Origin of the sequence: Fibrella aestuarina BUZ 2, assembly GCF_000331105.1 — a bacterium.
GTDB lineage: Bacteria > Bacteroidota > Bacteroidia > Cytophagales > Spirosomataceae > Fibrella > Fibrella aestuarina.
In genome coordinates this window covers 3,821,411-3,839,611 of sequence record NC_020054.1, presented here as the reverse complement: position 1 = coordinate 3,839,611, position 18,201 = coordinate 3,821,411, and the positions used below count along the sequence as shown (strand labels likewise).

General features: G+C 58.2%; 16 protein-coding genes. 2 read left to right on the top strand and 14 right to left on the bottom strand.

Going from position 1 to position 18,201, the window contains the following annotated elements; all coding sequences use genetic code 11:
* Positions 1-374: 374 nt before the first annotated feature.
* The 13 genes from FAES_RS15550 to FAES_RS15495 form a co-directional block, all read right to left on the bottom strand.
* Positions 375-854 (bottom strand): hypothetical protein, encoded by a 480-nt coding sequence (locus FAES_RS15550; RefSeq protein ID WP_015332191.1) that lies wholly within the window; start codon positions 852-854, stop codon positions 375-377.
* 18 nt (positions 855-872) lie between these two features.
* Positions 873-1,013, bottom strand: a complete 141-nt coding sequence (locus FAES_RS30395; protein WP_015332190.1) for a hypothetical protein — start codon at positions 1,011-1,013, stop codon at positions 873-875.
* Between the two features lie 61 nt (positions 1,014-1,074).
* A complete protein-coding gene (locus FAES_RS15545; RefSeq protein WP_015332189.1) occupies positions 1,075-1,287 on the bottom strand; it encodes a hypothetical protein in 213 nt (70 codons plus the stop codon).
* Between the two features lie 248 nt (positions 1,288-1,535).
* Positions 1,536-4,406, bottom strand: coding sequence for a PAS domain-containing sensor histidine kinase (locus FAES_RS15540; RefSeq protein WP_015332188.1), 2,871 nt, complete (start codon positions 4,404-4,406; stop codon positions 1,536-1,538).
* Between the two features lie 294 nt (positions 4,407-4,700).
* Positions 4,701-6,662 carry a sensor histidine kinase gene (locus FAES_RS15535; protein WP_015332187.1) on the bottom strand — a complete coding sequence of 654 codons (1,962 nt, stop codon included), beginning with the start codon at positions 6,660-6,662 and terminating at the stop codon, positions 4,701-4,703.
* A gap of 173 nt (positions 6,663-6,835) precedes the next feature.
* Positions 6,836-9,970: an efflux RND transporter permease subunit gene (locus FAES_RS15530; protein WP_015332186.1), complete on the bottom strand. Its 3,135-nt coding sequence runs from the start codon at positions 9,968-9,970 to the stop codon at positions 6,836-6,838.
* A gap of 6 nt (positions 9,971-9,976) precedes the next feature.
* Complete coding sequence (locus tag FAES_RS15525) at positions 9,977-11,065, bottom strand: efflux RND transporter periplasmic adaptor subunit (RefSeq protein ID WP_015332185.1); 1,089 nt, start codon at positions 11,063-11,065, stop codon at positions 9,977-9,979.
* 2 nt (positions 11,066-11,067) lie between these two features.
* The gene (locus tag FAES_RS15520; protein WP_015332184.1) at positions 11,068-12,381 is read right to left on the bottom strand and encodes a TolC family protein; all 1,314 of its coding nucleotides are present in this window, start codon (positions 12,379-12,381) and stop codon (positions 11,068-11,070) included.
* A 114-nt stretch (positions 12,382-12,495) separates the two neighbouring features.
* Positions 12,496-13,863 carry a HAMP domain-containing sensor histidine kinase gene (locus FAES_RS15515; protein ID WP_015332183.1) on the bottom strand — a complete coding sequence of 456 codons (1,368 nt, stop codon included), beginning with the start codon at positions 13,861-13,863 and terminating at the stop codon, positions 12,496-12,498.
* Positions 13,860-14,549: a response regulator transcription factor gene (locus FAES_RS15510; protein ID WP_015332182.1), complete on the bottom strand. Its 690-nt coding sequence runs from the start codon at positions 14,547-14,549 to the stop codon at positions 13,860-13,862. Before FAES_RS15510 ends, FAES_RS15515 begins: the two co-directional genes overlap by 4 nt.
* A 104-nt stretch (positions 14,550-14,653) precedes the next feature.
* Positions 14,654-15,337: an alpha/beta hydrolase gene (locus tag FAES_RS15505; RefSeq protein ID WP_015332181.1), complete on the bottom strand. Its 684-nt coding sequence runs from the start codon at positions 15,335-15,337 to the stop codon at positions 14,654-14,656.
* Positions 15,338-15,358: 21 nt separating this feature from the next.
* Positions 15,359-15,889, bottom strand: coding sequence for a DUF4442 domain-containing protein (locus FAES_RS15500; protein ID WP_015332180.1), 531 nt, complete (start codon positions 15,887-15,889; stop codon positions 15,359-15,361).
* The gene (locus FAES_RS15495; protein WP_041257937.1) at positions 15,886-16,308 is read right to left on the bottom strand and encodes a MarR family winged helix-turn-helix transcriptional regulator; all 423 of its coding nucleotides are present in this window, start codon (positions 16,306-16,308) and stop codon (positions 15,886-15,888) included. The genes FAES_RS15500 and FAES_RS15495 overlap by 4 nt, the downstream gene beginning before the upstream one ends.
* Before the next feature lie 82 nt (positions 16,309-16,390).
* Between FAES_RS15495 and FAES_RS15490 the strand changes: the two genes are divergently transcribed.
* A complete protein-coding gene (locus FAES_RS15490; RefSeq protein ID WP_041257936.1) occupies positions 16,391-16,918 on the top strand; it encodes a DinB family protein in 528 nt (175 codons plus the stop codon).
* Between the two features lie 22 nt (positions 16,919-16,940).
* Here FAES_RS15490 and FAES_RS15485 read toward each other — a convergent pair whose 3' ends face one another.
* The gene (locus FAES_RS15485) at positions 16,941-17,897 is read right to left on the bottom strand and encodes a Ppx/GppA phosphatase family protein (protein WP_015332178.1); all 957 of its coding nucleotides are present in this window, start codon (positions 17,895-17,897) and stop codon (positions 16,941-16,943) included.
* A 58-nt stretch (positions 17,898-17,955) separates the two neighbouring features.
* On the opposite strand from FAES_RS15485, the gene rpsU reads away from it, so the two are divergent.
* Positions 17,956-18,153 (top strand): 30S ribosomal protein S21, encoded by a 198-nt coding sequence (gene rpsU, locus FAES_RS15480; protein ID WP_015332177.1) that lies wholly within the window; start codon positions 17,956-17,958, stop codon positions 18,151-18,153.
* Positions 18,154-18,201: the final 48 nt, after the last annotated feature.

The following is an 18,201-nucleotide window of genomic DNA, read 5'->3' as shown; positions in this document are numbered from 1 at the left end:
CGTGCGTGCAGCGCGCCAACCCACGGCACAGCCCGCTATGATAGGCATAGGCGCGGCGGCTCTCACAGATCGATACGTAGGCGATTCTGGGTTTAGGTGCCGAAGGTCTCGCTGGCTGCCGAGAGCGAATTGCGGCAGATTGGGCGACAGCTGTGTGCAGAGACACAGTCAGCCACAGAAGTATTATGTAGTTTTTCATGGACACCAGCCATTGGCTGGGCCCCTATATAAGTATGACTATCCGAATGTGATCTCTTGGAACACATCAAGTATCCTTTATTTACCAGATGGTACTTGTTAAAGCCTATCGAGCCATCGTGTCAACAAACGCCCTGTCACAAACACGTGTCGACCTAACTGAGTGGTTTGGCAGTTCAACCAAGGTTACGCTCGGCTTCGGCGATAGCGCGCCCGATATGGTGTTTTAGATAGATCCGCTGATCATCGACATAATAGGTCAGCTCATCATCGAATTCGGCACTGAAGAGTACTCCGTTGGCGAAAAAGCCAACGCCAGCATCGACGTACCGATTCAGGCGGTTTTGAGGCAGGTCGCCCGGCCGATCGTTGGCCAGTTCGGGCAGGCGCAGGTACACCCAGTCGATCAGTGACGTCACGTCCAGCACTTTCCCGTTTACCCCTACACCTTTTGTGAAATCGACCCGCTTGCCCATCTGCCCGGCCCTGGTCAGCACAGCATGGGATAGCGTAATTAGTTGCGCAAACTCGGCACGCCAGCGGCCATCATCAACCGCATCGCGATGGCCCACGGGCGCGTCGAGCAGGGTATGAAGCTGAGCCAGGTACGTTGTTAGCTGATGGCGTTCATCAGGTGTAGGGGTTGGGGCGTTCATGGTTTTATGTGGGGCGGTTCAGTTGTGCCGCTCCCAACCGGCGCGAATCGTATTGGGCGTAACGACCGGTTGAAAAATGCGTTCCGGCATGTTCATCCACTGAACAATTTGAATAAGCCACTTGAAACTGATTGACAAACGTGTTTTATGCGCTTTCATGTTGGTAGTTGATTTGAACTATGGCACTATCGATCTGTGTACAACGCGATCGCCGTCAGCCTCACCTGGCCACTCCTTCGATTGTGTAAATAGCTTCCTGAATCGACACCTCGATTGCTTTCCCTTCCCACTGATGCAGGTCGATGCCATTCAGATCGGTCATCGATAAGGGCATTCCGGGCGCAAAAACGGGCCCCTGCTGTAGGCGCAATGGCACCCTGGCTTTGAAGCCTTCGCCTGTTGCCGTAAATAAATAATTGAAAATGATCGTCATGGGTCGCTCGGGCTTAACCCCGTTCTGACAAGCGTAGCGCCGAGGTTAGTGGCAAAATGACCTATTTCCGAACGAATTGGCCTCATTCAGGCCTGCAAACGAGCAAACACTCAACCGAGTTATGCCGAGCGTGTCTAACAGCTGTACTGGTTGAACACATCTACGGGCAAAAGGATTAAACTTTATGTACGGAACTAGTAAAATAGTTTCGTTTTACCCGTCCCAGCCGCAGCGAGCCGGCCCATCGCCTACTGCACAGGCAGGTAAATGCTGAACGTGGCGCCCTGCCCCGGCTCACTGCTCGCCGTGATGCCACCACCATGGTTGACGACTACCTTCTCGCAAATGGCCAGGCCAATGCCCGTACCCGCAAATTCACTCTTGCTGTGTAGCCGCTGAAAAACCTGAAAAATACGATCCAGGTATTTTTCGTCGAAACCAATGCCATTGTCGATCACGTCGATGCGGTGGTAATTGGCCGTCAGTCGATTGGGCTTGACCGGCGCGGGTAAGGCCGCCACCGGAACGAGGCTGGCCCGCACCGTAACGAGGGGCACCACGTTGGGCCGATGAAATTTCAGCGCATTACTCAGCAGGTTCTGAAACAGCTGCCCCAGTTGCAGCGCATCGCCCGAAATAACCGGTAGCGGCGCTATGTGCAACTGAGCACCCGTTTCCTGGATAGTCAGCTCCAGGGTCGACAAGGCCCGACTGACGATCTCGTCTAGCGAGACCGCCGCACTCGTATCCCGCTGCGTGGAGATACGCGAGAAATCGAGCAGGTCTTTGATCAGTTGCGACATGCGACCGGCCGCGGCCTGCATTCGCTCTAGGTAATCCAGCCCGTCGTTATCGGTGCCTACGTAGCGCATTTTCAGCAGGTTACCAAATTGCTGAATCTTCCGCAGGGGTTCCTGTAGGTCGTGGGAGGCGATGTAAGCAAACTTCTGGAGGTTCTCGTTGGAGCGAACCAGCAGTTCGTTGGCTTCTTCCAGTTCTTCGTTCAAGGCAGCATACTCGTTGTTGCTGACGGCCAGTTGCTCGGATAGTCGGCGGTAGCGCTCTTCGCTTTCCTCAACCTTCCGGCGCGCCACGACCTGCTCGGTAACCTCGGTTGCGGCCACAACCACATCAACGTTCCCGTCGGCATGCGAAATGGGCGCGTAAACAAAATTGATATATACCGTTTCGGGTGTCCCATTTCGCAGGAACACCACCGGCAACTCGTTGCCGCTGATGGCGACGCCTGTCTGACGTACCTGAGCCAGCAACGCTTCCAGCCCCAGCCCGGCAATGTTGGGAAACGCCTCGAATACGGGCTGGTTAAGCACCAGTTCCTGCCCCTCCGGCAGTTGCCAGATCGCCTGCATCGAGGCATTGGCCAGCTTAATGCGGTAATCGGGGCCTTCCAGCAGGGCGATCGCGACGGGGGCCTGTTCAAAGATGCTCACCAATCGCTGCTGACTGATTTCGAGCACCAGATTGGCATCGGCCAGTTGCTGGGTACGTTGCTTTACCTGCTCTTTGAGGGCCAGCTGCAGCTCGCGTTGCGCCGTCACGTCCTGGGCCGTCCCGTCGATGCGCAGCGGTTGCCCTTCCGGATTCCAGACCGTCCGGCTGGTGGTGTGCAGGATGCGCTTACGCCCGTTCAGCGGGTTGATGATGGCATAATCACCTTCATAGGCGCCGACCGCCTCCGTTCGCAAGTCGTTCGTAAAACCCATCTGAAACGGCTCCTGATCGCTTTCTTCGATTACCGCCAGCATGGCAGCCACCTCCGTAACGGCCGGTAAGCCAAACCAGTGGGCCATGCGGGGCGAGAGGGTCGTTCGATTGGTGGCGATCTCAACGCTGAACGTACCCAGTTCGGCCAGATCGATAGCCGATTGCAGCGCGGCCTCGCTTTCTTCCACCTTCTGGCGGGCCTGCACCTGATGGGTTACTTCGGTACAAACGCACATGACGCCATAGATGTCCCCCGCAGCGTCGTGCAGCGCCTCGTAGGTGTACTCATAATAACCAGTATAGGGTTCACCGAAGCGGATCAGCTCAATTTTTTCTTCGGCTTCATAAAACCGGTCGCCGGTGTTCAGCACGTGCCGGAGCCGTTCCAAATGCGGGGTTGTGCGCAGTTCGGGCAGGGCCTCCAGCAATGGCCTTCCAACCACCGACGCCTCTTTACCCCATAAGGTAAGCATCTGGGCATTGGCCGCCCGAATTCGCATCTCCTGCCCAACATGCACCGATTTGGCGGCGGGTGACTTATCGAACAGGCTCCGGGAAAAAAGCTCACTTTCTTCCAGCTGTTGCCGGGCCAGTACCTGCTCGGTGACGTCGACCGCCATATCCATGATGGCAAACACGTCGCCCTGTGCGTTGCGCAGGGGTTTGTACGTAAAGTCGAAGTAGTACGTACCCAGCACGCCATTGACCACCAGTTCGGCCCGCGCCCCTCTGGCTTCGTAGGGTTCTCCCGTGGTGAATACGTCATCCAGAACCGACAAGAAGGGCTGCCCTACCAACTCGGGCACCGCCACCGCTAGGGGTTGGCCAATCACCGACGGATCTTTCCCCCAGAACCCGATCATCAGGCTGTTGGCCACGTCGATGCGCAGTTCCCGCCCCACAAACAGGCAGGTGGCGACCGGCGCTTCTTCCACCAGCGCACGGAAACGGGCTTCGCTTTCTTCGACCTGCTGGCTAGCCTGTACCTGCACCGTCACATCCTGGGCAACACCCGCGAAGCGGTATACCTCGCCGGTTGGCTTGAAATACCCCTGCCCCCAGAAACGTACCCAACGCACCCTGCCGCCATCGGCCCCTATTGTCCGATAGGTTTGATCGAACCGCCCCCCCGACTCAACCATCATCGCCCATTGAATAGCCATCAGCACCCGTTCACTATCGGCCGGATGGATATACTGAATGGCCTCCTCGAAGGGTAGGTAGTCGTCGCGCTCCAGGCCGACCAATGCCTGGCAGCGGGCATCCCAGATCACCTGATTGGTGGCCGGGTCGATCTCCCAGACACCGAGGCCGGCGGCCTCGAGGGCAAAGTCAATGTCAAGTCGCTCAGTGAGGTGCTTACTGGAATCGGAAGGCGGTTGATTGCCGGTCATGGAAACAAAAAGTGATCCGTAAAAAGTATACCAGCCGGAGGATCAACCATCCTGTCTGGGTTCGTCGAGGCGCCGGGGGTGGCCCGCTACCGAGTCCGTTTAGGCCAATCGTTGCGACAACCGCAAGGCTGGCAGGCGCCTGACTTCGGCTCATCGGTCAACGCGATTGAGCCAGCGCTGACACAATTACTTACTTAGACGTTAAGCTGACTGAAAGTTAGAAACAAATATTTACCAATAAGAACAACAACGCCTACAATTCTAACTTACGGACCTGTATACACGTTCAGGTTTCTAGATCGGCAACGTAATCGTCAGTTCGGTATAAACGCCTTCTTCGCTCGCTACGGTTAGCGTGCCACCATGCCCTTTGGTGATAATATCGTAGCTCAGCGATAACCCCAGCCCCGTGCCCTGGCCAGTGGGTTTGGTTGTAAAAAAGGGCTGGAACACTTTGGGCAGATTGGCGGCCGAAATACCCGCGCCATTGTCCCGAACCCTGACCTGCACCTGTTGGCCCGCCTGTTTCGTCACCACCGTCACGTTGGGCTGGTAACCGGTCGGGTCTTTTTTCTGCCGTTGCTGCACTGCGTAAAACGCGTTGTTGAACAGGTTCAGCAACACCCGGCCCAGTTCCTGCGGCACCCCATTGACCAGACTCAGCCCCGGCTGAAGGTCAGTGGTGAGTTGCACGGCCAGCGCTTCGTCGTTGGTGCGGAATCCGTGATACGACAGTTTCAGGTATTCGTCGGCCAGCGCGTTGAGGTCGATCCGTTGTTTTTCGCCGCTGGTGGGGCGCGCATGCTCAAGCATCCCCCGGATGATGGTCGCCGCCCGGGCACCGTGCTGATTGATCTTTTGCAGGTTCTGCTGTACGTCGGCCAGGAGTTCGCTTTCCAGTTCCTCATCCCGGTTGGGTTGCTGTCGGCTGTCGAGCAACTCACTGACCAACTCGCTGCTCACTTCCGAGAAGTTATTGACGAAGTTGAGCGGATTCTGAATCTCGTGAGCGATGCCCGCCGTCAGTTCGCCCAGCGAGGCCATCTTTTCGGCGTGGATAAGTTGCGCCTGCGCCGTTTTCAGGTCGGTGAGCGTTGCCTGGAGTGTCTCTTTCTGCTCGTTCAACTGCTGGTTGGCCCGTTGCTTGGCCCGGTTGTTACGAATCATCACCACCCCAAACCCCAGCAACAGCGCCACGCAGCCCACCAGCGCCAGCACAAAAAGCCGCTGCTGCTGGACTTCCTGATCGCGCAACTGCCGGTCTTTGGTCAGCAACTGAATCTGGGTTTCTTTTTTCTGTAGATTCTGCTGATAGCGTAGCGAGGCGATACGCCGGTTGGTGGCTTCGGCCGCGAGGCTGTCTTTGTAGGCCGTGTATTGCAGGTAATATTGGTACGCCCGTGCGTAGTCACCCTCCTGAGCATAGGCGTTGCTCAAATTCCGGCTCGAATCGCGCAGTTGCTTGCGGGTGCTGAGTTGCCGGGCCACCTGTGGGCTCGTCACGCGCGACCGGATCAGGCTATCGATCAGCTGCTCCATAAAGTCGGAGCGATAGTGGCCGTTGCGGCCCCGCATCAGGCTGGCCGGGGGCAGTGGTGGCATAAACTGAACATCGGGTTCGTTGGCGCGCGGCGCGCGGCGGGCGGTGGCGTTTTGCCAGGGTGCCAGAGCTGCTTCGGCCGACAGCCGGGCCACCTCGGCCATCTGCTCAAGGGGCTTGCTGTTGCTCAGCGCTTTGCCCAGTGCACTCAGGATTCCGCCAAAACGCGTGGCCAGCTCAGGGTTGTTTCGGCCATACCGACTCTGCAGGCGTGCCACCCGGCTCATTGCCCAACTCGCCTCTCTGAAATTGCTGATTTGCGGGGCGAGCCGTTCGGCCTGCTGCAGGAGTTCCTGAGCGGCCTCTGGCTGTTGTGGTGCCCGTTGCAGCGCCAGCTGGCACAGCGCTACCACTTCGCCGGGTACGTAGGCCAGTTGACGGCTGACCGTCAGCAGCGAATCGGCCTGCTCAACCGTCCGAACGGGCTGGCTCAAGGCCATTTTCAGGCCACTCATCCCAGCCACTGACGTACCTGACGAGGCCTCTCCTACCCCCTGCGCCTGTATAGTCCCGGTAGCGAGGCCAGCCAGCAGCCACAGGCAACTCATCGCCCTGGCCAGCCAGGCGGTGCGGCACACCCGGATTACGTGCCGGAACAGGCCGACGCGCCAGTCAGCTGGGCCGTGGGGTGAGAAGCAGGCAGCCGTTGTATACATAGCCAGTTGGTTACAAGGTAGTTACGGAATTTAGGGACGTCGCGGCCTACGAATATAGCCATAACTCGGCTCGGCGACGACGTACCCAGTTACCGGCTAAAGAAGAAAGGCCCCCGCGCAGGTTGCACAGGAGCCCTTCTTCTTTAGCTTTCTTAACAGTCGGCCCGCCTTGGTTAGGCCAGTTCCAGCGTCCGGGTGGGCTTGGCTTTCGTCGACCGGTAAAAGAGGCGGTAGATGATCGGGAACAGCAGCAGCGTGAGCACCGTTGCCGTCACCAGCCCGCCAATGACCACAATGGCCAGGGGCTTTTGCGTTTCGGAACCAATGCCGGTCGACACCGCGGCGGGCAGCAACCCGATGGCCGCCATCAGCGCCGTCATGATCACGGGCCGGATGCGCGACTGCACGCCCTCCCGGATGGCCTGATCGAGCGGCATCCGGTTTTTGCGGTTATTGTTGAAGACCGTGATCAGAATCACGCCGTTCTGCACGCAGATCCCGAACAGGGCGATGAAACCCACCCCCGCCGAAATACCGAAGTTCATGCCAGTGATGTGCAGGGCCAGAATACCCCCGATGAGCGCGAAAGGCACGTTGAGCAGTACCAGCCCGGCGTCTTTGGCCTTGCCAAACAGCACAAACAGGATGATGAAAATGGCGGCGATACTGATGGGCACCACCTGCCCCAGCCGATCGGTGGCCCGTACCTGATTCTCAAATTCACCCACCCATTCCACCGAATAGTTTTTGTCGGTTTGCAGCTTCTCGTTCACGCGGCGCTGCGCTTCGGCGATGGTGCTGCCCAGGTCACGACCCCGCACCGAAAACTTCACGCCGATGAACCGCTTGTTCAAATCCCGGTAAATAAACGCCGGTCCGGTCACCTGCTTGATAGTGGCAATCTCTTTCAGCGGAATTTTGCCGCCCCGCATGGTGGGCACCATCAGCCGCATAATGTCGTCGCTTCTTTGGCGGTATTCGGGCTGGAAACGAACCCGGATGTCGAATTTCCGCTCGCCTTCATACAGCACCGAGGCCGTTTTACCCCCAATCGCCATCTCGATGACCGCCTGCGCGTCGGTGGTCGACACGCCGTAGAGCGCCATCTTGTGGTCGTGAAACTGCACGCTGATTTCAGGCTGACCCACGTTGCGGATGATACCCAGATCTTTGATACCCTCCACATCCTTAACGGCATCCAACGCCTGCGCGGCGTACTTTTCGAGCTCGTACACATCCGGCCCGAAAATCTTGATGCCGTTACTCGCCTTGTAGCCCGCCACCGCCTCGGCCACGTTGTCGATGATCGGCTGCGAATAGTTATAGAGAATGCCCGCGTAATTTTTCAGCTTGGCATCCATCTCGTCGGTGAGTTGCTCGGTCGTGAGGTAGTGGCCATTGTGTCGCTTGTCCCACTCACTCTGCGGCTTCAGATCGACCTGAAACTGGCAGAAGTAAAAGCCGTTGGGGTCGGTGCCGTCGTTGGAGCGGCCCACCTGCGAGAGCACCTGCCGCACCTCGGGGAAGGTTTTCAGCTCGGTCCGAATCGTTTTGGCCATATCGACGCTCTCGGGCAGCGACATACTCATGGGCAACTCGGCGGTGACCCAGAGCGCGCCTTCGTTCAGTTGCGGCAGAAACTCGGTGCCCAGCAAGGAGGCCGACCCAAACGTAGCGCCCATGAAGGCAATGCCCGCGATGAGGCTGAGGCGGCGATTGCGGTAGCAGAGATCAAACCCCCGCATCACCAGCCGATCGAAGAAGTTGACGATGGGGTTCTTTTTCTCCCGCACGTCTTTGCGCAGCAGAATCGAGCAGAGCACCGGCACCAGCGTCAGCGTAAAGAGCAGCGCGCCCAACAGGGCAAAGCCGAGTGTCCAGGCCAGGGGCGAGAACATTTTGCCTTCTACTTTTTCGAACGAAAAAATGGGCAGCAGGGCCGTGATGATAATCAGTTTGGAGAAAAAGACGGCCTTGCCCAGCTCACCGCCCGTTTGCCGGATCAGCCCGAGTTTGGCCAGCCGGTTAAAGCGCTCCATGCCCAGTTTGTGCGCCTTATGGTCGAGCGTGACGAAGATCCCCTCCACCATTACCACGGCCCCGTCTATGATAATACCGAAGTCGACAGCCCCCATCGACAGCAGGTTGGCCGACATCCCCCGCAACCGCAGGCAGATGAAGGCAAACAGCAGCGCCAGCGGAATAATCAGACTCACAATCAGCGTGGTACGCCAGTCAGCCATGAACAGAAAGACGATCACCGTCACGAGCACAATGCCTTCTGTCAGGTTGTGCAGCACCGTTCGGGTACAGAATTCGATGAGGTTGTCCCGGTCGTAGAAGGTAACCAGGTTCACGTCCGACGGCAGGATGCGGGTGTTCAACTCCTCGATCTTAGCCTTGACCCGACCCAGGATTTCGCTTGGGTTTTCGCCTTTACGCATCACCACGATACCCTCCACCACGTCGTCGTTGGCGTCGAGCCCGACCTGCCCGACTCTGGGCAGGTTCGATTCGGCCACTTCAGCCACGTTCCGGACGAGCACCGGGTTGCCGTTCGCTTCTTCGATGATGATGTTGCCGATGTCCTGTATCGACGTGAGCAGCCCGATGCCCCGCACTACGTAGGCCTGCCCGTTGCGCTCGATCACGTCGCCGCCCACATTGATATTACTGCGCGTAACGGCCTGATACACTTCCAGCGGCGTAATGTCGTATTTGGTCAGTTGGGTGGGGTTAACACGTAGCTCGAAAATCTTGTCGCGCCCGCCAAAGGCCACCACGTCGGCCACCCCCGGCACGCTCCGCAGTTGCCGGTCGACGACCCAGTTCTGGAGTGTTAGCAGCTCGCGGCTATCCCGATCTTTGCTCTCAAGAGTGTAGCGAAAAATTTCACCCGTGGGGCCGTAGGGCGGCTGAATATCGGGCTCAACGCCATCGGGCAGCGACACGTTGCGCAGCAGGTTATTGACCTGTTGGCGGGCAAAAAAATCCTCGACGTCATCGTCGAAAATGATCTTCATGACCGACAGCCCGAACATGGTGGTCGAGCGCACGTTACTCTTCTTCTGCACCGAGTTCATGGCCACCTCGATGGGTACCGTCACAAACCGCTCGACCTCCTCGGCCGACCGCCCCGGCCACTCCGTCACCACGATAATCTGCGTGTTGGTGACGTCGGGGAAGGCTTCGAGCGGGGTATTCAGGTAACTGACCACGCCCGCCACCACCAGCAGGGCCGTCATAAAGAAGACGAAGAATCGGTTTTTCAGCGAAAAACCGACGACACGCTGAATGAATTTCGACATGCTAGATTAGTTGTTGAGGGCGTTAAAAACCATCAGCTGGTTTTTGGCAATCACCTGCTCGCCCGGTTTGATGCCCTGCCGGATGTAGGCCACGTCGCCCAGCGATTTGAGCACCTCCACCTCCCGCGTCTCGATCTCCGAACGGCTGCGGAACACCATCACGTAGTGCTTCGACCGCTCGAAAATGACGGCGCTGGCGGGCACGGTCGTGAGGCTGCCCCCGTCTTCGTAGCGCAACGTGACGGTCGCGTGCATTTCGGGTTTCAGCTTGAGGTCTTTGTTGGGCAAACGTACCCGCACGGTCATGGCCCGGGTGCCGGGGTCGAGCACAGTGTATAGCTTATCCACTTTGCCCCGGAACGCCTCATTGGGGTAGCTGAGCGTCTGGATGGACGCATCCATACCGGTACGCACCTGCCCGATATCGCTCTCGTTGACGTTGGCCAGCACCCACACCTCGCTGATCTGCCCGATCGTAAAGAGGTTGTCGGCGTTATCAGAGCGCAGTTGGGTGCCCCGGTTCACGTTTTTCTCGATCACATACCCATCGATGGGCGCTTTGACGGTGTACATCGACGATTTACCGATACCGTAAATGCGCGATACCTCCTGAATGCGGTTGGCTTCGGCCTGGGCTTTTTCCACTTCTTTCTGGGCCGCCACCACCTCGCGCTGCGACGACAGTTTGGCCTCGACCAGATCCTGCGCCACGCGGAGGTTCTTTTCGGCCACCAGCAGTTCCGACTGCGCCTGAATGCGCTGCCGTTCCAGATCGGCCACCTCGCCCGACCGGATCGACGCCAGCGTTTGGCCTTTGCGGACGTAATCACCCAGCTCTACGTTGACGCCCTCTACGTCGCCACCCACCAGCGGGAAGACCTTAATAAAGCGGCTTTCGTCGGCGGTTATCTTGCCCACTAGCGTCAGTTCGCTGCGTAGCGGCTGGGTTTCGGCGGCGGCTACCTGAATCCGCTGCATCATCGCATCCGACAGCCGAAAAGCCACCTGTGGCTCCTGCACGGGCTTGGTCTGGCAACCCGCCAGCCATAACAACCCGCCCACGGCCAGTACATAATTCACACGTTTACGCTTCATAATCAGTTGGCTAAGTCGTTTCCAATGAGGTAGTTAAGTTCTTCGTAGGCACTCACGCGCTCGGCTTTGAGCCGGTTGATCTGCTGAATGCTGGCCGTGTAGGTCTCGATCAGATCGACGAATTCGAGCAGGGTCAGGTTGCCTTTCTGGAAGTTGGTCACCACGCCCCGGTTCAGTTGCTCGAACTGCTCGGCAAACGGCCGCTCGACGCTCTGCACCCGGCGCTCCACCTCGCGCACTTTCAGCAGGGCGGTGGTCACTTCATTACCAATCTGTTGTTCTTTCTGGCGCTGGAGTTGCCGCTGGTACCCGATCTGGTTCCGGGCCACCTCGATAGCGCCCTGATTGCGGTTGAACAGGGGCAGGTCGGTGCTGATTGTCAGGCCTACGTAATGCTGCACGTAACTGCCCGCCTGATCATACGTCCCCCCCACACGCAGGTCGGGTTTGGCCAGTGCCCGCTGCAACGTCAGGTTCAGTTCGGCCTGCCGGGTGAGCGACTCGGTGGCTTTCAGGTCGGGGCGATTGCGTGTGGCCTGCACCCGCAGCGAATCATCGGGTTGGGTGGGCATCCGGTAGCGGCTCAGCGCCTCGTCGACTACCCGCGGCCGAATCGGTTGCGTGGTCGACACCAGCGTTTGTAGGGCCAGCTGATCGTCGGCCAGTTGGAAGATCAGGTCCGTACGGTCGTTGCTCAGTTGAAACAGCAGCGCTTTTAACCGCAGCAATTCCCGCAACGACACGTTACTCCGGTTATACTGGGTTTCGTAGGCCGTGACGGTCGTTTGCAACGTACCCAGCTGCTGCTCAAAGTGGCGGAGCGTCTGCTGTCGGAAATACAGCGAGTAAAACCGGCTGCGCAGTTCAAAACGCAGGTTTCTGAGCAAATCCAGCAGTTCGTATTCGCTCAGCCGGGCCGCTTCGGTGGCCAGCGCGATGCGCTTGTTGCGTTTGCCCGCCGTGTAGAGTAACTGATTGACCGACAAGATTTTCTGCCCCTCCCTGCCCACATCAAGTACCCGCCGGGCGGGGGCATTGTAGGCGCTCAGTTCCAGCTCAACCACCGGGTTGTCGTAGAGACTAGCCTGCAAGACCTGCGCCCGGGCCGCGTCGATCCGGAACCGTTCGGCCAGCAGCAGCAGGTTGTTTCGAAGAAATAAACTATCGGCCTGCCGTAGCGTCACCACCAGCGAATCTAAGCCCGGCGTGGACTCGCCGGGCGCATCCACGCCGGGCGCAGACTGCGAGGGGCCTGCGTTTGCCCCTGAAGTCAAGCCCAATAACCCTGAAAGAAGAAAGAAGAATAGCCGCCGCATACCAGTGAATGATCTGGCAGCAAAGCTCCGGCGCTACCCTTATAGCAGGCTTACAGCCCCTTTAGGTTTCGCTTAGAAAAAGCTTAGAAAAACATTAGAACAGGCACTAACGCGCTATAAATGAGGCAATATCACCGAAAAGACGCTTCCCTGCCCCAACTGACTGCTGACGGTAAGCCGCCCCCGATGCAACGCCACCAGTCGCGCGCAGATCGACAGCCCGATGCCGAAGCCCTGGTAGTCCTGCGCGTTGGGTGCCCGATAGAATGGCTCGAAAATCCGAGCCTGATCGGCTTCCGCCAGGCCAATGCCCTGATCGCGCACGTCAATCTGGCAGTACTGCTCGTCGGTATGAATGCGCACCACGGCCCGGTGGTCGGGCGAGTATTTGCAGGCATTGTCAAATAGGTTCAGCAGCACCTGCTTCAGTAGTTCTTCGTGCCCGTCGATGAGCGTGTCGTTCTCCGTCTGAGGGATGCCATCGTAATCAATGTCGATGCGGTACGTTGGTTTGGCGCTCAGCAGTTCGTCTTTGGCAGCAAAGGCGGCATCATCGACCCGCACCGGATGGAACGGCAGCTGATGGATGGTTTCGAGCGTACGGGCCAGGTACAACAGGCTGTTGGTGAGGCCAATGAGCCGATCGGTATCCGAGAGCAGGTTGTGCAGAATCTCGACGTGCTCGGGCACCGTAAGCGGTCGTTGCAGACCGAGTTGAATCTCCGACTTCAGGGCGGCCAGCGGCGTGCGGAGCTGATGCGACGTCTGCGACACAAAACTCCGCTGTTGCTCAAACGCCTGTTGCAGCCGCTGCAATACCGTGTTGAAATTGATGGCCAGTTGGGCGATCTCGTCGCGCCGGTTACCTTCCGCCAGCCGCTGTTGCAGGTTCCCCGCCGTGATGGTCGACACCTGATAGTTGATCTGACTGATGGGCCGCAACGACTGCCCGGCGAAGAAAACGCCCAGCCCGATGGTCACACTCAGGCCCACCAGCAGCCCCCAGCCCAGCGTGAGGCGCAGGTTGGCCAGCTTGCTCTTGCCAAATCGATCGTTAGCCGACGCCAGGATGACCAGGTCGCGGCCATTTTGCCGGTAAAGCAGGCCGATCAGTTCGTTCTCGCCGCTGAAGGTTTCAACGTCTTTTTTCTGCCGCACCTCGGCCAGTAAAGCCGGCGAATAGTTGATGACCTGATCATCAACACTGGCGTAGATGAGCTTGTTCTGGGCGTCGAAAACGAGCACTTTTTCGTCGAACAGGGCCGTCAGCGTGTTCCGGTCGATGATCTTGAGCATGTCCTGATCCACCTCTTTAACCTCTACCAGAAAACGCACGGTGGTCCGGCCCTTGTTTTTCAGCCGATCGTAGAATTCCTCGCGGCGATACGTGGCCGATACCAGGTAGATAACGATCGAAAAAACGATCAGGATAGAGGCGACAATCAGCGAAAACTGAAGCGCAATGCGGTTGCGTATGGTCATGCTTCCTCTTTCAGCACATAGCCCATGCCGGGCCGGGTATGAATGAGCTTGGGGTCGAAATCGCGGTCTATTTTCTTGCGCAGGTAATTGATGTAGACCTCCACGACGTTGGTGCCGGGGTCGAAATTGAGGCCCCAGACCGTCTCGGCAATGTCGATTTTGGCCAGCACCCGCCCCCGATTTCGGATCAGGTACTCGAGCAGGGCAAATTCGCGGGCGGTCAGGTCAATGACCACGTCGCCCCGTTTTACTTCTTTTTTATCGACGTTGACGGTCAGGTTCGCGACCTGCCAGACGTCGTCGGTTTTCTGTTCCTGCCGCAGATCGGCCCGCCGGAAACAGGTGGCTACCCGGGCAATTAGCTCGCGCAGGTCGAAGGGCTTCACCATGTAATCATCGGCCCCCAACGACAGCCCTTCGATTTTATCCTCGACCTCGCTCAACGCCGTCAGCATAATGATCGGCAGATGGGGGCGCTCGGCCCGCACCGACCGACACACCTCGAAACCGCTGATCCCCGGCAGGGTCAGATCCAGAATCACCAGTTCCACCTCCGGGCGCAGGGCCAGTTGCCGCCCGTTTTCGCCTTCGTAGACAACCTCGGTGGCATAGCCTTCCTGTTGCAGGCCCCGGCTGATGTTCTGGGCAATCCGGCGGTCGTCTTCAATAATCACAATTTTTCTCATGCCTCACCTGACCGTCGGCACGGCCAATCGGGTTGAACGCTGTAGTAGAACAATGAACGTCTACCCTATAGTCAACACGAAAACGGTCATTTTCTCCCCATCCCTCACCCTAGTAAAGTGGTCAGCACCGACCGCTCGACGGTGTGTTTCCCCGCAAACGGGATAAGTTCGAGGCGGGGCAGCTCGGTCTGTAGCTGGCGCAGGTACGCCGCCGAATCGGGCATCTGTTCGATGTATTCATCCTGCTCGCCATAGACATATTGAACCGGTACGTTGGCCAGTTTGCCCAGGTCAATCACGTCGGACAGGCCATTCGGGAAGAAACCGGCCCAAAGAATTAACCGGTCAACGCGCAGCCGATCACTGGCGTTGAGCCAGCGGCAGGCCGTGGCCGCCCCCTGCGAAAAGCCCAGCAGCGTCACGGTGAACGTACCTGGCTCCAGGTCGCCCAGCAGCCGGTCGTACAGCTGATCCAGGTACGTGACATAATCGGTGATTTCGTGATCGCGTGCTTCGCGGGTTATCCACGAAGCCCCCACCTTGCTGAATTCGCCGTTGAGGTACAACCGCGACAGGCCTTCCGGGGCCACCACCACCGTTTCGTCGTTGGCCACCACATCGAACCGGCGAATGAAATACTGCGCCAGTTGCCCGTAGCCGTGCAGCACAAACCAGACGTGCTTGGTGGTCGCTGGCAACGTACCTGGCGAATTGCCGTCCAACGGCATGCCGCCCAATATATAATACCGGGCTGTACGCGCTACGGTCAGGGTGTGTTCCTGCGCCATGCTCTTGCGGGTTTGGGCCGATCAGCGCGAAAAACGCGACGACTGGCGGTCCTGTTTTTTCTGTTCGTAATGGGCTTTGTCGGCCACGTAGACGGTTCGCTCGATCTGGGCATGCACCGTGCCGTCGGCATCGACCCAGGCTAGTGGCAGCACACGTTCCGTTTGGCCGTGCTGCGCCACGTCGGCCCGAATCGCGTCGATTAGCTCGTCGGTCAGGAGAAACTGGGCGTAAAGCGTGGTGCGGCCCGGCTTGCGAAACCGAATGCTGGCGGCTTTGTCCCAAACGACATACTCGTTTCCCAGAATTCGGTAAAGCATCAGCATGTAAAACGGGTCGGAGGCGGCGAACATGCTCCCGCCGAAGATGGTCCCGACGTAGTTGTAGGTCCAGACGTTGCGCCGCAACCGTAGCTGCACCTCGCGCGAATCCCCCGACCAGAACAGGATTTTACCTCCCGTACCGAAAAACATCGGGTACCAGTTCATGAGTGTCCGAAAGCGCCAGGTTTTGGCCGATTCGGTGCGTGTAGTCTGCAAAAAAGCGGGTTTCATACGTCAGTGGTGTCTGTTTTGGTGAGCCGGGTCAATTGGTCGGATAGCGTCGAGAGGCCGGAGACGGCGTCGGGACCGAGCTGGGTACGTACCTCTTCATTCAGCACTTTCCAGATTTTGTGGCATCGTTTGGCCAACTGCCGCCCTTCGTCGGTCAGGAACAGGCCCTGCCGGATGTTGTCGGTCAGCCAGCCGTTGCGTTGCAGCAGTTGCACGTCGCGGTTCATCGCCGATTTTTCAATCTGAAGCTGCTTGGCCAGCGTAGTTTGCCGCACGCCGGGTTGCGGGAAGATGTACATCAGCAAACTCGCCTGCGCAAACGTAACGGCCTCCTGCGCGAATGCCTCGTTGTAGAGGTTCGTCACCAGGCGCGTCAGCATCCGCATCCGGCCGGCGATGCAATACGTTTCATCCGTCATATGGACAAAGATACAAGCCAAAGTTGCATATACAACTCTTTGTCGATATGTTTGGCTCAACCAAACCAACTCCATCAGACTCATGACGTTAGCCACCGCACGCCCCGATGTTCTCGGAGCAATTCAACACATCACCGACTGGTTCAACAGCCCCGGCCTGGCCGATGCCTGGACCCGCCCACAGGGCGAAAAATGGACCATCGAGCAGGAAGTTGCGCACCTGCTCCGAAGCACGTATGGCCTCGTGCAACTCTATGGCGAACCGGCGCGGGTCAACTGGCGCCCCACCGACCGACCTTCTCGCTCGTACGATGAGATCGTGGCTCAGTACAACGCCGGGCTGGAGCAACTCCCTCCCACCACCAACGCAGCCATCCGGGAAACTCAACCCAAATCGCTGGTCGAGCAGAACACCGCCTGGCACCAGACCCTGGCGGCGGTGGAGGCGCTGTTACCCACCCTCTCCGACATGGACTTGACCGGCAATACCGTCTGGAAGCACCCCATTCTGGGGCCGGTTACGGGGCTGGAAATGCTCTTTTTCACTACCCACCACACCTATCACCACCTAGCCAGCCTGAAGCGGAAGCAGGGGAATGATGAGCGATAAGCGCTAGATGTAGTAGCTAATTTCACTCCCCACTAAGCACCCCCTCTTTCAGCGCGTAGGTCGACACCCGAATGGCGTTGATGCCGTAGGTTTTGAGCACGAAGGCGATGAGCACGACGGCCACCACGATCATATCCACGCGCAGTTCGATCATGCCGGGGATGGCCATGCGCTCGTCATGGTTGCGCGTGAGCAGTAGTTCGTAAGCCCGGTAAAATTCGGCGATTGGTAGTTCAAACGCAGCCTGCTCGGCGGGCGGCCAAACGCCCTGTTCGTGCTGATACTGCATATCGATCAGCGTGTCGAACGTACCCGACGAGCCGACGAGTACCGACGGGTGATACTGGTGAATCGCGTTGGTCAGCGGCAGTAATTGCTCCTGAAAGTAACTGTGCAAGCGCCCAACGGCAGCGGGGCTCAGCCTGTCGGACTCACCCATGAATCGCTCCATCAGCCGCTGCCCGCCAATCTCGAAGCTCTGCTTCCAGAGGAGCCGGTCCGCGCTGCCGATGATGAACTCGACACTGCCCCCACCAATGTCCATGATGAGCGCCGTTTCGTCGGAAAGCGCGCCTGACGCCCGCACACCGCGGTAGATGAGGCCCGCCTCTTCGTCGCCCGAGATCACGCGGACCAACAGGCCGGTCTGGGTACGTACCTGATCGACAAACGCCTGCTGGTTCTGCGCCACCCGGATGGCGCTGGTGCCAAACACGGCCACACTGGCGGGGTCGATCTGGTGCTCATCGAGCACCTGCCGGAAGTAGGTTAGCACGTCGAGGGCGCGGCCAATGGCGTCGTCGGTGATAAGGCGCTGGTTGATCCCGCCGCCGCCACCCGCCGCCCGCCCGATTTTGGCCGGCCGACTTTCCCGAAACAACGTCTCGTAAGTGGAATCCGGCCGGGCCGCGTTCGGCTTTTTTTGGACGATAAGGAGGTGGAAGGTATTCGTGCCGAGGTCGATAACCGCTTGTTTCATGTACTGTTTGTACTATCTTTGCAGTCCGTTTTGCAAAACACAAAAATACCGGTATTACATGATTATCATTAACGTAAAAGAAAACGAGTCGATTGATAAAGCCTTGAAACGCTTTAAGAAGAAATTCGAGAAGACGGGTGTGTTGCGTCAGCTGCGCGCACGTACGGCCTTCCAGAAGCCTTCTATTAGCCGTCGCAAGGATGTCATTCGCGCTGCCTACAAAGAAAAAATGTACGGCAACCACACGCAACAGTAGTCGGTTCGCCGGGACGGCGAGCGACACGAGTGCCAGCGACGTTACGTC

Bases quoted from the DNA above. Each gene is read 5' to 3' on its own strand.
- FAES_RS15495 (WP_041257937.1), bottom strand. From the start codon at position 16,308: ATGACGGATGAAACGTATTGCATCGCCGGCCGGATGCGGATGCTGACG.
- FAES_RS15515 (WP_015332183.1), bottom strand. From the start codon at position 13,863: ATGACCATACGCAACCGCATTGCGCTTCAGTTTTCGCTGATTGTCGCC.
- FAES_RS15510 (WP_015332182.1), bottom strand. From the start codon at position 14,549: ATGAGAAAAATTGTGATTATTGAAGACGACCGCCGGATTGCCCAGAAC.
- FAES_RS30395 (WP_015332190.1), bottom strand. From the start codon at position 1,013: ATGAAAGCGCATAAAACACGTTTGTCAATCAGTTTCAAGTGGCTTATT.
- FAES_RS15500 (WP_015332180.1), bottom strand. From the start codon at position 15,889: ATGAAACCCGCTTTTTTGCAGACTACACGCACCGAATCGGCCAAAACC.
- FAES_RS15540 (WP_015332188.1), bottom strand. From the start codon at position 4,406: ATGACCGGCAATCAACCGCCTTCCGATTCCAGTAAGCACCTCACTGAG.
- FAES_RS15525 (WP_015332185.1), bottom strand. From the start codon at position 11,065: ATGAAGCGTAAACGTGTGAATTATGTACTGGCCGTGGGCGGGTTGTTA.
- FAES_RS15530 (WP_015332186.1), bottom strand. From the start codon at position 9,970: ATGTCGAAATTCATTCAGCGTGTCGTCGGTTTTTCGCTGAAAAACCGA.
- FAES_RS15535 (WP_015332187.1), bottom strand. From the start codon at position 6,662: ATGTATACAACGGCTGCCTGCTTCTCACCCCACGGCCCAGCTGACTGG.
- FAES_RS15550 (WP_015332191.1), bottom strand. From the start codon at position 854: ATGAACGCCCCAACCCCTACACCTGATGAACGCCATCAGCTAACAACG.
- FAES_RS15545 (WP_015332189.1), bottom strand. From the start codon at position 1,287: ATGACGATCATTTTCAATTATTTATTTACGGCAACAGGCGAAGGCTTC.
- FAES_RS15505 (WP_015332181.1), bottom strand. From the start codon at position 15,337: ATGGCGCAGGAACACACCCTGACCGTAGCGCGTACAGCCCGGTATTAT.
- rpsU (WP_015332177.1), top strand. From the start codon at position 17,956: ATGATTATCATTAACGTAAAAGAAAACGAGTCGATTGATAAAGCCTTG.
- FAES_RS15485 (WP_015332178.1), bottom strand. From the start codon at position 17,897: ATGAAACAAGCGGTTATCGACCTCGGCACGAATACCTTCCACCTCCTT.
- FAES_RS15520 (WP_015332184.1), bottom strand. From the start codon at position 12,381: ATGCGGCGGCTATTCTTCTTTCTTCTTTCAGGGTTATTGGGCTTGACT.
- FAES_RS15490 (WP_041257936.1), top strand. From the start codon at position 16,391: ATGACGTTAGCCACCGCACGCCCCGATGTTCTCGGAGCAATTCAACAC.